Origin of the sequence: Vibrio sp. STUT-A16, from assembly GCF_026000495.1 — a bacterium.
Lineage (GTDB): Bacteria > Pseudomonadota > Gammaproteobacteria > Enterobacterales > Vibrionaceae > Vibrio > Vibrio diabolicus.
Genome location: NZ_AP026765.1, coordinates 2,917,092 through 2,930,188, shown reverse-complemented (window position 1 = coordinate 2,930,188; position 13,097 = coordinate 2,917,092). Strand labels below are relative to the sequence as shown.

The following is a 13,097-nucleotide window of genomic DNA, read 5'->3' as shown; positions in this document are numbered from 1 at the left end:
AATGATTTATGTCTCAGGGATATATTGAATTTCCCAATATTGATCCGGTTTTAATCTCTATTGGTCCTGTTTCGGTTCGTTGGTACGGTTTGATGTACCTTGTGGGCTTTATGTTCGCCCTATGGTTGGCGAACCGACGTGCGGATAAGCCGGGAAGTGGTTGGACACGAGAACAGGTTTCTGATTTGTTGTTCGCAGGCTTCCTTGGCGTGGTGATTGGTGGTCGTGTAGGCTACGTGCTTTTCTACAATTTTGAGCTCTTCTTGGCTGACCCTTTGTATCTGTTTAAAGTGTGGACCGGTGGTATGTCTTTCCACGGGGGCTTACTGGGTGTTATTACCGCGATGTTCTGGTATGCACACAAAAACGGGCGAACTTTCTTCGGTGTTGCCGACTTTATCGCGCCGCTTGTGCCATTTGGTTTGGGTATGGGGCGTTTAGGTAACTTCATGAACAGCGAATTGTGGGGCCGAGTAACAGATGTACCTTGGGCGATCGTTTTCCCAAATGGCGGTCCACTGCCACGTCATCCATCGCAGCTTTATGAAATGGCGCTTGAAGGTATCGTACTTTTCTTCATCTTGAATTGGTTCATCAAGAAACCTCGTCCTTTAGGTTCTGTTTCAGGGCTATTTTTAGCTGGATATGGTACATTCCGCTTCCTAGTTGAGTACGTGCGCGAACCAGACGCTCATTTGGGGTTATTCGGTGGCTTTATTTCCATGGGACAGATTTTATCCCTGCCAATGGTGGTTATCGGTGTCCTAATGATGGTTTGGGCATACAAACGTGGTCATTACAAAGACGAGTTACCACAAAAGACGAAGTAAGGTATTGGTGTGAAACAGTATTTAGATTTGTGTCAACGCATCGTTGACCAAGGTGTTTGGGTTGAAAATGAGCGTACAGGCAAGCGCTGCCTGACCGTAATCAACGCGGATTTAACCTACGATGTTGCGAACAATCAATTTCCGTTGGTAACCACACGTAAAAGTTTTTGGAAAGCGGCCGTTGCAGAGCTACTAGGGTACATTCGTGGTTACGATAATGCGGAAGATTTTCGTAAGCTGGGCACGAAAACCTGGGATGCCAATGCCAACCTAAATGATGCTTGGTTAAATAATCCATACCGTAAAGGTGAAGACGACATGGGCCGTGTCTACGGTGTCCAAGGGCGCGCATGGGCGAAGCCTGATGGCGGGCATGTTGACCAATTACGCAAGATAGTGGATGACTTAACGCGTGGTGTTGATGATCGCGGTGAAATCTTGAACTTCTACAACCCGGGTGAATTCCACATGGGGTGCTTGCGTCCTTGCATGTATAGCCACCATTTTTCATTGCTGGATGATACGCTATACCTGAACAGTACTCAGCGTTCGTGTGATGTACCGCTTGGCTTAAACTTCAATATGGTTCAAGTTTACGTGTTCTTGGCGATCATGGCGCAAATCACGGGCAAGAAACCTGGTCAGGCATTTCATAAGATTGTGAATGCGCACATTTATGAAGATCAGCTTGAACTGATGCGTGATGTTCAGTTGAAACGTGAACCATTAAAAGCGCCGACGTTCCACATCAATCCAGAGATTAAGTCTCTAGAAGATCTGGAAACATGGGTCACACTGGATGATTTTTGGGTTGAAGGATACGAGCATCACGACCCTATTCGTTACCCATTCTCAGTGTAACCAGTATTGTTCTTCAAGATATGAAAAAAGCTCCGAATGGAGCTTTTTTGCTTTTTCGTACTTTGAAGATATTACTTGAGTGCACTGACAATATAGCGGTGAATAGGGTTGGTCTGCATCGGTGCAGACAGTGCCGGGCTAATAAACTTGGGTTGGGTGAATATTTGTTTGCTCACTAATGAGCGGATAAGCTCAAAATACTTCAGTTCTGTTTTCCCACATAGCAACAATGAAAAGTCATTGCCCAGTTTATCGTAGGCATTGAGCACCTCTCGGAACCCTCTGAGGTACAAGTAATCCTTCGTCAAACCGCCTCCTCGATACACACGAGCAGTCGTTGTAAATGCTTGAAGGTCAGACGTTTTATACTGTTCTTTTAATAGCATGAACGTATGGCGGAAATCGCGATCCTTGATCATCGACTCTACCGCCAGGACTCGTAAGGCTAAGGTTCTTAGGCGTTTGATACTGAAATGTCCTGACAGATATTCACACAATATAGCCAGCCCTTCTTGGGTGTTTGTATTAGCTGGGCACCCTAAGCTCAGGACCTTTAGCGGTTGTTGACGACCGTTAAGCGTAGTAAGAAGGTGTACACCCATTTCATGATGTGCGAGAGCCTCTAACTCATCGGTCGTGATGTATGCTGCGTGGTTAATTTTGACTCGAGACCCCGAAACGAGTGCGTTTGCTAACATCCCATCCAACACCTGTATTTCACACTCATATCCATTACGTTGAGCAAAGTTTTGCATGAAGTGTGCTATCGCGCGGCTATCATGCTGCGGTTTGCTCTCTTCTTCCGTGGGAAGGTGTAAAATGAAATGGGCGTTGGCAATATCTTTGGCGCTCGGCTCTCCGTAATAGCGCAAGGAGTTATAAAGAAACTCTTGTGTACCGATAGTATTCACTTGATCCAATTTATCTGCGTAAGACTGAATCACATCCGCGTACAGCTTTTGTAATTGGGTGTCTTGAATATTTTCTAAAGGCAGTTCATACAGACGTCGTTTTGCGCTGTGAGTATCTAGATTGGTGGTTGAGTATTGGAAGTTAGGCTCTTGAGAGTATTTGTTCTTAATAAAGCGCTCTCTTTCCTGAGCATAATTGAGAGGATTCACGCTACTGAGGATATCAATATCAGCAACCAGTTGAGTTAGGTTTTCGTCTATTGCGAGTAGCTGATCAGAAATAGTGCCATTAAGCTGCGTCATGTTGTCGACTCCAAATGAGGTAGCCCAGCATAAGTATGCTGGTATGGCTCAAATTATCACCAGACAACGAATTTGAACAGCGTCATTAACGCAAAAAAGGCCCCACAATGTGGAGCCTAAACAATAAGCGATGGTATGTAAGTTATTGTTATGTCGTTAGGGCTAAGATCGCGCCTGGTAAAATAACGAATACAGACATTAGGTAGCCACCGACAACAGCTTTGTTCTTGATAGCCATTTCAGAAATCATCTCAGCGCCTTTCACTGGAATTTCACGTAGGAACGGAATACCAAAGATAAACAGCGTTGCCATGATATTAAATACTAGGTGTACCAGAGCGATTTGAAGCGCGAATACCGCAAACTCACCCGATACGGCTGTTGCTGCTAGTAGCGCCGTAATACAAGTACCAATGTTTGCACCTAGCGTGAATGGGTAAATATCACGAACTTTAAGAACGCCTGTACCCACAAGTGGAACCATCAAGCTAGTTGTTGTTGATGAAGATTGTACCAACACAGTCACGATTGAACCCGATACAATACCGTGAATAGGGCCACGACCAATCGCGTTTTTCAAAATTTCACGTGCGCGGCCAACCATTAGGCTCTTCATTAGCTTACCCATTACCGTAATTGCAACGAAGATTGTCGCAATACCCAAAACGATAAGCATGATGCCACCAACAGTATCACCGAATGTTGAAAGTGGCTCTTTGATTGCACCCACAACTGGTTTTGTTATTGGCTTAATGAAGTTGAAGCCTTTAATGCTCATATCGCCAGTAGCAAGTAGTGGAGAAACAAGCCAATGAGAAACTTTCTCTAAAATGCCGAACATCATTTCCAACGGAAGGAAAATAGCAACAGCAAGTAAGTTGAAGAAGTCGTGAATAGTTGCGCTTGCAAATGCACGTTTGAACTCTTCTTTACAACGTACGTGACCAAGAGAAACAAGCGTATTAGTCACTGTGGTACCAATATTGGCACCCATCACCATCGGAATCGCGGTTTCTACTGGTAAGCCACCTGCAACCAAACCTACAATAATAGACGTTACAGTACTTGAGGACTGAATTAAGGCTGTTGCCACCAAGCCGATCATTAGACCTGCAACAGGGTGAGCGGCAAACTCAAATAGCACCTTAGCTTGATCGCCAGTTGCCCATTTGAAGCCACTACCAACCATAGATACTGCTAGAAGAAGCAGATACAACATGAATGCCAAGTTAGCCCAGCGTAACCAACGAGCAGTGCTCGAAATTGGCGCCACTGTTGAAGTAGCTTGGTTCATCATAATTTTCTCCGTTGACCTTTCAGTTCATTTTTCGGTCTGTAGTTGAAACTGCGGGCGATGTTAGAGAACAAATATTTCAGTAATATTACAGATTTCTTGCTGTGAGTAATTTTTATTGTTCTTTTTGATAGTGGTGTGAGTAGGGAAAAATGAAGGTTTTTAACTCTTTGAATTTAATGAATAAAATTGACTTTTGTTTTGTGTGGTTTTTGCGTTTTCTTTAGAAAGAAAATGCGCCTCAGTTCAACTTTTATGACAGTGTTAATTTTATATATTCGGTAAAACTTATGTTTTTGTAATGTATTGTATGGTTTTGTCGAGTTTATTGTTTGTCTCTGTCACATTTGGTATAAAAAGCATCACTTTCTTTTCGGGACTTGATCATGTCACATCTAAACTACAACCATCTATATTATTTCTGGATGGTGTGCAAACAGGGCTCTGTAACTAAAGCGGCCGATGCGCTTTTCCTGACACCGCAAACCGTGACAGGGCAGATTAAAGCGCTTGAAGAACGCATGAAAGGAAAGTTAACCAAACGAAATGGTCGTACAGTTGAGCCAACTGAGTTAGGGCAACTTGTTTTTAAGTACGCCGACCGAATGTTTGGTTTGAGTTATGAGATGTTAGATATCGTCAATTACAGCCAGCACTCGAACATTCTGTTTGAAGTTGGCGTAGCCGATGCGTTATCTAAACGCTTGGTCAGTAAAGTACTAATGACGACTGTCCCGGAAGATAACAGTATTCATTTACGCTGTTATGAGTCAACCCACGAATTGCTACTTGAACGACTGTCTCAGCACAAGCTGGATATGATCCTCTCGGATTGTCCCGTTGACTCAACTCAAAGCCCTGGCCTTTATAGCAAAAAGCTAGGTGAGAGCAGCATGAGCTTTTTCGCCTCTTCTGAAATTGAAAATGTGCGTTTCCCTGAGATTCTGGAACAGAAAAAGCTTTTGATTCCTGCAAGCCGAACAGCAATGGGGCGTAAGGTTATTCAGTGGTTTGATCGTCAAGGTCTTCAGCCTAATGTGTTGGGAGAATTTGATGATGTTGCGTTGATGAAGGCTTTCGCACGGTATCACGATGATGTAATTTTCTTAGCGCCGACCGTATACATGTCGGAGATTGAGGACGACCGAAATCTACAGCTAATTGGTCATGTCGATGGGTTAAAAGAAGAGTACTACGTGATTTTTGCGGAACGAATGATCCAACACCCAGCGGTAAAAAATGTTTGTGATGCTGATTTCAGTCAAATGTTTGAGTAAACCCGTATCGTTGCGCAAATAAATAGATTACTATCAATAAAAATATAATTCTAAATAATACCTAAGTAACTCAAGATACTTGTTTTAGTGAGCAAAACTATTAATTATTGATGGCGCATCAATTCTCCACTTTGGTGGATAATATTGGTGTATCACTAACAACTAAATTAGAGGTTCTAATAATGAAGACTCTGGAAGTGTATCTTGATTTTCTTAGATATATAAATCAGTGCAACACAACAAGCTGGCCAGGGTTGGAATAAGTAAGTTGTAGCTAGAGGTCCAACACATGAATCTACAAGAAATGGAGCAGAACTCCGCAAAAGCCGTCGTGTTGCTCAAAGCGATGGCAAACGAGAGACGCCTACAAATCCTTTGTATGCTGCATAACCAAGAGCTGTCCGTGGGAGAGCTGTGTGCAAAGTTAGAGCTAAGCCAGTCGGCATTATCTCAGCATCTTGCTTGGCTTCGCCGTGATGAGTTAGTCACGACAAGGAAAGAAGCACAAACCGTGTACTACACATTAAAGAGTGATGAAGTGAAAGCGTTAATAAAAACACTGCATAGTCTTTATTGTGCTGAAAGCGCTTAGCGTTAATTACATATACCTAATATATCGTTCATTTTAGGCTGTGAATCTAACTCGTTGGAATATTTGAGAGTGGCGTTAAACTTTTGATGGTAGAGTTGCTGCGCATCGACCAATTTGCTTTGTTCTCAAGTGTTTTATTGGTGCTTTCCAGTTTGAGCTTTATAAGGTAAATAAGCTGATGCCTTTGAATAGGCGTGCAGAAAAAAGAAAAGCTGGCATTGCCAGCTTTTTTATTAAGAAAATTTTGTAGATATAAAAAAACCGACACAAGGTCGGTTTTTTCTTCACTGTAAAACCAGGACTCTATTAAAGAGCTTTGATTTGTGCAGCGAAACGAGACTTATGGCGAGCTGCTTTATTCTTGTGAATAAGGCCTTTAGTTGCCATGCGGTCTAGGATAGGTGTAACTACAGCGAATGCAGCAGTTGCAGCTTCTTTGTCGCCTGCTTCGATAGCAGCAACAGTTTTCTTCATGTAAGTACGCATCATTGAGCGACGGCTAGCATTGTGCTGACGACGTTTCTCAGCTTGGATAGCGCGCTTCTTAGCAGATTTACTATTTGCCAAGGGTCTAACTCCCAAAAACTTAGTTCTGTGACAATTTAAGGGCGAGGAATATCCCTCATTTGCGCTTAAATGTCAAATGATTTGTGCAAAAACCGATCTAAGCCAAAACAAATTTTGGTAAGAGAGGTTATCGCGGTTAAGATGGCGGGGATTCTAACAGCATTTTTATACCAATGCTAATAATTATCCGCGAAAGGCACACTTATTCCTTACAACCCGCGGATAGATTTTTGACGTCTATTTACAGCACCTGTCAGAGAAACAGTATAGGGTTAGCTGTCTTATGGTGATATTCCGAGGTTACAGTGAGTAAAAGACTACTCAAGTCTGGCATGATCGTCAGTGCTATGACATTTATTTCCCGCGTTCTTGGCCTAGTTCGTGATGTTGTAGTGGCAAATTTAATGGGGGCAGGAGCAAGCGCAGACGTCTTTTTCTTCGCCAATAAAATCCCTAACTTTTTACGACGTTTGTTTGCTGAAGGAGCTTTTTCCCAAGCGTTTGTACCTGTTTTAACGGAAAGTCATGCTCAAGGTGACATGGACAAAACTCGGGAACTGATTGCTAGAGCAGCGGGTACGTTAGGGGTGATAGTCTCGATTGTTACCATTTTAGGTGTCCTAGGCTCCGGCGTGGTCACTGCTGTGTTTGGTTTTGGTTGGTTCCTTGACTGGATGCATGGTGGCCCGGCTGCAGCAAAGTTTGAGCTTGCTAGCGTGATGCTCAAAATCACCTTTCCCTATTTATGGTTCATTACCTTCGTCGCTCTATCGGGCGCTATCCTCAATACATTAGGTAAATTTGCTGTCTCCTCCTTTACCCCTGTTTTCCTCAATGTGATGATTATTTTGGCGGCGTGGTTTATCTCGCCGCAAATGGAAATGCCAGAAATAGGGCTTTCCATTGGTGTTTTCTTAGGTGGTTTGGTCCAGTTCTTATTCCAAATTCCCTTCCTTATTAAAGCTGGCGTCATGGTTAAGCCAAAATGGGGCTGGCGCGATCCGGGTGTGGTAAAAATCCGTACTTTGATGATCCCCGCTTTATTTGGTGTATCGGTCAGTCAGATTAACCTGTTGTTTGATACGTTCATCGCCAGTTTTTTGCAAACCGGTTCGATCAGCTGGCTGTATTACTCAGACCGCTTATTGGAATTTCCTTTAGGCCTGTTTGGTATTGCGATTGCGACTGTGATTTTACCCGCGCTTTCACGTAAACACGTTGACGCACAAAGTGAAGGCTTCGCGCAAACCATGGATTGGGGGGTGCGCATGGTGATCTTGCTTGGCCTTCCTGCAATGCTTGGTCTGATGGTACTGGCAAAACCTATGCTGATGGTTCTGTTTATGCGAGGTGAATTTTCTCCTCAAGACGTACATCAAGCATCATTGTCGCTTTTTGCCTACGCTTCAGGTTTGTTGAACTTCATGCTGATCAAGGTGCTCGCGCCAGGTTATTACTCGCGTCAAGATACTAAAACGCCAGTAAAGTACGGCATCATTGCGATGGTGACCAACATGGTGTTTAACGCAATTTTTGCGTACTTTTATGGCTACGTTGGTTTGGCTATCGCGACGGCACTTTCGGCGTTCGTAAATATGGCATTGCTGTATCGTGGTCTACATATCGCAGGGGTATACCAAATCACCAAACGAACCGTCTTCTTTATTATACGTTTGGTTATTGCAGGTGCGGCGATGGTGGCTGCGATCTTATGGCAATTGGAAGACATGTCAGTGTGGCTAGATTGGAGCTTTGCTCACCGCAGCGGTGTACTAGGAATGTTGATCGGTCTAGGAGCCGTGGTTTACCTAGTGGTTCTATTTTTAACTGGTGCACGCTTAAAAGACCTAAAAGCTGGGACAGACTAAGGGTGATTAGTATATAATCCGTCAGTTTCACACAGTGTAAAGTAAAAACAGAGGCAGAAAGCAGTATCCAATGGAACTGATTAGAGGCATTCACAATATCACCCCGCGACATCATAGTTGCGTGCTGACTATTGGCAATTTCGATGGTGTCCATAAAGGCCATCAACAAGTATTGCAGCAAGTGTCTGAGCAAGCGGACAGGCTATCATTGCCTTCTGTTGTGATGACCTTTGAACCTCAGCCGATGGAGCTGTTTGCCAAAGATAAGGCACCTGCACGGTTGACGCGATTACGCGATAAGTTCGTGCAATTGAGTAAGCTCGATATTGATCGCTTGCTCTGCGTCAATTTCAATCGTCATTTTGCAAGTTTAACCGCGGAAGAGTTTATCCGTGACTTGTTGGTCGAGCGTTTGGGTGTTAAGTTTCTTGTCGTTGGTGATGATTTCTGCTTTGGCAAAGGCCGTACAGGTAACTTTGCAATGCTGCAGGAAGCGGGGGAAAAGTACGATTTTGATGTCGTGAGTACCCAGAGCTTTTGTTTACAACAATTACGTGTCAGCAGTACGGCTATCCGTCAAGCGCTGGCGCGTGACGATTTGCATTCCGCGCAACAGATGCTGGGAAGAAACTACAGCATCAGCGGTCGTGTTTCTCACGGAAGAAAGCTGGGAAGAACGATAGGTTTTCCTACTGCGAATATTCCTTTGAAACGCTGTGTTTCTCCGGTTTCCGGAGTCTATGTTGTTCAAGCGCTTGGCTTAGGAAATAAGCCAGTTGGTGGTGTTGCTAATATTGGTCAAAGACCGACTGTCAATGGCGTTCGCCAGCAGTTAGAAGTACACTTATTCGACTTTCATGCCAATTTATATGGCAAGCAACTAGAAGTGGAACTTTTGCATAAACTTCGAGATGAGCAAAAGTTTGAGTCGTTTGAAGCACTTAAACAACAAATCGAATTGGATGCTGAAGCAGCAAGGGTGTGGCTGCGTCAGCTTAAGCGTTGAGCGGTTTATTCCACCGTTCAACATAATGTCTAATTTTCGCCCAATATAACGGAATTAAGAATCGATGAGTGAGTATAAAGATACCCTGAACTTACCTGAAACAGGGTTTCCAATGCGCGGCAATCTGGCCAATCGTGAGCCAGAAATGCTTAAGCGTTGGTACAAAGAAGATCTTTACGGTGAAATCCGTAAAGCTAAGAAAGGCAAAAAGTCATTCGTATTGCACGATGGCCCTCCTTACGCAAATGGTGACATTCATATTGGTCACGCACTAAACAAGATTCTTAAAGACATTATTATTAAATCCAAAACACTTTCAGGTTTTGACGCACCTTACATTCCTGGCTGGGACTGCCACGGTCTACCTATTGAATTAATGGTGGAGAAAAAAGTAGGCAAGCCAGGGCAAAAAGTGACGGCAGCAGAATTCCGCGAGAAATGTCGTGAATACGCAGCAGGTCAGGTTGAAGGTCAGAAAGAGAGCTTCAAACGCCTTGGTATCATGGGTGAGTGGGACAAGCCATACCGCACTATGGATTTCGCAACTGAAGCGAACATTATTCGTGCTCTTGGTAAGATCGCAAGCAATGGTCACCTGCTAAAAGGTTTCAAACCTGTTCACTGGTGTACAGACTGTGGTTCTGCTCTTGCTGAAGCAGAAGTAGAATACAAAGATAAAGTATCGCCATCTATCGACGTTCGCTTCAAAGCGGCTGACGAAGCGGCACTGCTATCTAAGTTTGAGCTAACTGAAGGTCATGAAGGCCAAGGTGACGTATCTATCGTTATCTGGACAACAACACCTTGGACACTGCCTGCAAACCGCGCAGTATGTCTACGTGATGATCTAGAGTACGTGCTTATCCAAACAGAAGGCGACAACGCTGAGCGTATCATCGTTGCTGCTGAGCTAGCGAAAGACGTAATGGACCGTGCAGGTATCGAGCACTTCCACAACCTTGGCTTTGCTAAAGGTGCGGACCTAGAGCTTTCTCAATTCCAACACCCATTCTACGATTTCACTGTACCGGCGATCCTGGGTGATCACGTTACGACTGATTCAGGTACTGGTGTTGTTCACACTGCACCTGGTCACGGTCAAGAAGACTTCGCGGTTGGTAACAAGTACAACCTAGAAGTAGCGAACCCAGTTGGTTCAAACGGTGTTTATCTACCAGATACTGAGCTATTTGCTGGTCAGCACGTATTTAAAGCGAACGATGCAGTAGTAGAAGTATTGAAAGAAAAAGGTGCACTACTACACCACCACGCTTACGAGCACAGCTACCCACACTGTTGGCGTCATAAGACTCCAATCATCTTCCGTGCTACACCTCAATGGTTCGTTTCTATGGACCAAGCTGGCCTACGTGCTAAAGCATTAGAGTCAATCAAGAACGTAGAGTGGATGCCTGAGTGGGGTCAAAGCCGCATCGAAGGTATGATCGAAGGTCGCCCTGAGTGGTGTATCTCTCGTCAACGTACTTGGGGTGTGCCAATTGCTCTGTTTGTTCATAAAGAAACAGCAGAACTTCATCCAAACACGCTAGAGCTGATCGAGAAAGTCGCTAAGCTGGTTGAAGAGAAAGGCATCCAAGCATGGTGGGATGTAGATGCCGCTGAACTACTAGGTGCTGACGCTGACCAATACGAAAAAGTACTAGATACGCTAGACGTATGGTTCGATTCAGGTGTCACTCACTTCTCCGTTGTTGATGCTCGTGAAGAGTACAACGGCAACAGTGCAGACCTATACCTAGAAGGTTCTGACCAACACCGTGGTTGGTTCCAGTCTTCTCTAATTTCATCTATCGCGATGAAAGACGAAGCGCCTTACAAACAAGTACTGACACACGGTTTCGTGGTTGATGGTCAGGGTCGTAAGATGTCTAAATCTATCGGTAACGTGGTTGCGCCAAAAGACGTAACTAACAAGCTAGGTGCTGACATTCTTCGTCTATGGGTTGCTTCAACAGACTACACTGGTGAAGTTGCGGTTTCTGATGAAATCCTAAAACGTAGCGCAGATGCTTACCGTCGTATCCGTAACACAGCGCGTTTCTTCCTTGCTAACCTAAGCGGCTTCAACCCTGAAACAGACATCGTTCCTGTTGAAGAGATGGTTGCGCTAGATCGCTGGGCAGTTGGTCGTGCGCTAGCAGCACAAGAAGAGATTGTTAAAGCATACGAAGAGTACAACACACACGGTGTGACTCAGCGTCTAATGCAATTCTGTTCGATCGAAATGGGCTCTTTCTACCTAGACGTAATTAAAGACCGTCAGTACACAGCAAAACGTGGCGGCAACGCTCAACGTAGCTGTCAGACTGCGCTTTACTACATTGTTGAAGCGCTTGTTCGTTGGATGGCTCCTATCATGTCGTTCACTGCAGATGAAATTTGGAACGAAATGCCAGGCGAGCGCGACAAGTTCGTATTCACTGGTGAGTGGTTCGACGGTCTATTCGGCCTTGCTGAAGGTGAAGAGCTGAACAATGAATTCTGGGCTGAGATCCAAGCGGTTCGTGGTGCAGTAAACAAACTTCTAGAAGATGCGCGTAAAGAGAAAACCATCGGTGGTGCACTACAAGCTGAAGTGACTCTATTTGCTGATGACGCTTTAGCGGCGAAGATCAACAAACTTGAAGATGAACTGCGCTTTGTTCTACTAACCTCTGCGGCGAAAGTTAAGCCTCTAGTTGAGAAGACTGATGCAGCACAAGCCACGGATATCGAAGGCTTGTTTGTTGAAGTAGCAGCAGCTGAAGGCGAGAAGTGTGATCGTTGTTGGCACCACACGCCAGACGTAGGCACAATTGAAGGTCACGAGAAAATCTGTGGTCGTTGTGTGTCTAACGTAGAAGGCGAAGGTGAAGTACGTAAATTCGCGTAATCACCTAGAACGACTGAACTTTTTTTAAAATTAACAGCCCCAGTATTTACTGGGGCTGTTTGTAGGTAAAGTAATGAGTGAAAAAGCACTGTCTTTAAAGCAATCTGGTATTCGCTGGTTATGGTTAGCGGTGGTTATCTTTTTAGCTGATATTGGCATTAAGTATGTTGTAATGAACAACATGGGATATGGCTGGGCAAACCGCATAGAAATTTTGCCATTCTTTAATCTTTTGTACGTGCATAACTATGGTGCTGCTTTTAGCTTTTTGAGTGATCAAGCGGGCTGGCAACGTTGGTTATTTACAGGTATTGCTTTTATCGTTACAGGTCTTTTGACTTACTGGATGAGTAAACTACCAGCGAAAGAGAAATGGAATAATATTGCTTATGCCATGATTATTGGTGGCGCAGTAGGCAACGTATTCGACCGAGTAATACATGGGTTTGTCGTGGATTATTTGGACTTTTTCTGGGGTAATTATCACTGGCCAGCGTTCAACCTTGCAGACATGGCGATCTGTATTGGTGCCGCGATGATTATTCTTGACGGCTTTCGAAAGAAAGACGAGGCGAAAGCCTAAGTAGTGGCAGTGTATATTGCGAAAAGTTGAATAACCCTAAGCGTCGCCCGTTGATTCGAGCGACGCTTTTTATTATGTTGGAGCGCCAATCAGCATATCAATGTATAAAAAG

The 13,097-nt window shown here is 44.3% G+C and carries 11 protein-coding genes; 8 read left to right on the top strand and 3 right to left on the bottom strand.

Going from position 1 to position 13,097, the window contains the following annotated elements; translation table 11 throughout:
* The first annotated feature begins 8 nt into the window (after positions 1–8).
* Positions 9–830 (top strand): prolipoprotein diacylglyceryl transferase, encoded by an 822-nt coding sequence (lgt, locus tag OO778_RS13910; protein WP_005381948.1) that lies wholly within the window; start codon positions 9–11, stop codon positions 828–830.
* 9 nt (positions 831–839) lie between these two features.
* Complete coding sequence (locus tag OO778_RS13905) at positions 840–1,691, top strand: thymidylate synthase (RefSeq protein ID WP_005381947.1); 852 nt, start codon at positions 840–842, stop codon at positions 1,689–1,691.
* 71 nt (positions 1,692–1,762) lie between these two features.
* Here OO778_RS13905 and OO778_RS13900 read toward each other — a convergent pair whose 3' ends face one another.
* Both OO778_RS13900 and OO778_RS13895 read right to left on the bottom strand, forming a co-directional pair.
* The gene (locus OO778_RS13900; protein ID WP_048626656.1) at positions 1,763–2,905 is read right to left on the bottom strand and encodes a flavohemoglobin expression-modulating QEGLA motif protein; all 1,143 of its coding nucleotides are present in this window, start codon (positions 2,903–2,905) and stop codon (positions 1,763–1,765) included.
* 148 nt (positions 2,906–3,053) lie between these two features.
* Positions 3,054–4,199 (bottom strand): Na/Pi symporter, encoded by a 1,146-nt coding sequence (locus tag OO778_RS13895; RefSeq protein WP_031780616.1) that lies wholly within the window; start codon positions 4,197–4,199, stop codon positions 3,054–3,056.
* A 386-nt stretch (positions 4,200–4,585) separates the two neighbouring features.
* On the opposite strand from OO778_RS13895, the gene nhaR reads away from it, so the two are divergent.
* A complete protein-coding gene (gene nhaR, locus OO778_RS13890; RefSeq protein ID WP_005381942.1) occupies positions 4,586–5,476 on the top strand; it encodes a transcriptional activator NhaR in 891 nt (296 codons plus the stop codon).
* Between the two features lie 289 nt (positions 5,477–5,765).
* A complete protein-coding gene (locus OO778_RS13885) occupies positions 5,766–6,068 on the top strand; it encodes a metalloregulator ArsR/SmtB family transcription factor (protein ID WP_005397309.1) in 303 nt (100 codons plus the stop codon).
* Positions 6,069–6,374: 306 nt separating this feature from the next.
* Here OO778_RS13885 and rpsT read toward each other — a convergent pair whose 3' ends face one another.
* Complete coding sequence (rpsT, locus tag OO778_RS13880) at positions 6,375–6,635, bottom strand: 30S ribosomal protein S20 (protein WP_005381938.1); 261 nt, start codon at positions 6,633–6,635, stop codon at positions 6,375–6,377.
* A gap of 305 nt (positions 6,636–6,940) precedes the next feature.
* Between rpsT and murJ the strand changes: the two genes are divergently transcribed.
* From murJ to lspA, 4 genes are all read left to right on the top strand, one after another.
* Positions 6,941–8,503 carry a murein biosynthesis integral membrane protein MurJ gene (gene murJ, locus OO778_RS13875; protein WP_046873949.1) on the top strand — a complete coding sequence of 521 codons (1,563 nt, stop codon included), beginning with the start codon at positions 6,941–6,943 and terminating at the stop codon, positions 8,501–8,503.
* A 70-nt stretch (positions 8,504–8,573) separates the two neighbouring features.
* Positions 8,574–9,509 (top strand): bifunctional riboflavin kinase/FAD synthetase, encoded by a 936-nt coding sequence (ribF, locus tag OO778_RS13870; protein ID WP_264910042.1) that lies wholly within the window; start codon positions 8,574–8,576, stop codon positions 9,507–9,509.
* 64 nt (positions 9,510–9,573) lie between these two features.
* Positions 9,574–12,402: an isoleucine--tRNA ligase gene (gene ileS / locus OO778_RS13865; protein ID WP_264910040.1), complete on the top strand. Its 2,829-nt coding sequence runs from the start codon at positions 9,574–9,576 to the stop codon at positions 12,400–12,402.
* A 73-nt stretch (positions 12,403–12,475) separates the two neighbouring features.
* Positions 12,476–12,985: a signal peptidase II gene (gene lspA, locus OO778_RS13860; RefSeq protein ID WP_005397302.1), complete on the top strand. Its 510-nt coding sequence runs from the start codon at positions 12,476–12,478 to the stop codon at positions 12,983–12,985.
* Positions 12,986–13,097 lie beyond the last annotated feature (112 nt).

Coding starts and splice junctions, on each gene's coding strand:
- lgt (WP_005381948.1), top strand. CDS start 9: ATGTCTCAGGGATATATTGAATTTCCCAATATTGATCCGGTTTTAATC.
- OO778_RS13900 (WP_048626656.1), bottom strand. CDS start 2,905: ATGACGCAGCTTAATGGCACTATTTCTGATCAGCTACTCGCAATAGAC.
- OO778_RS13895 (WP_031780616.1), bottom strand. CDS start 4,199: ATGAACCAAGCTACTTCAACAGTGGCGCCAATTTCGAGCACTGCTCGT.
- nhaR (WP_005381942.1), top strand. CDS start 4,586: ATGTCACATCTAAACTACAACCATCTATATTATTTCTGGATGGTGTGC.
- OO778_RS13885 (WP_005397309.1), top strand. CDS start 5,766: ATGAATCTACAAGAAATGGAGCAGAACTCCGCAAAAGCCGTCGTGTTG.
- ribF (WP_264910042.1), top strand. CDS start 8,574: ATGGAACTGATTAGAGGCATTCACAATATCACCCCGCGACATCATAGT.
- ileS (WP_264910040.1), top strand. CDS start 9,574: ATGAGTGAGTATAAAGATACCCTGAACTTACCTGAAACAGGGTTTCCA.
- lspA (WP_005397302.1), top strand. CDS start 12,476: ATGAGTGAAAAAGCACTGTCTTTAAAGCAATCTGGTATTCGCTGGTTA.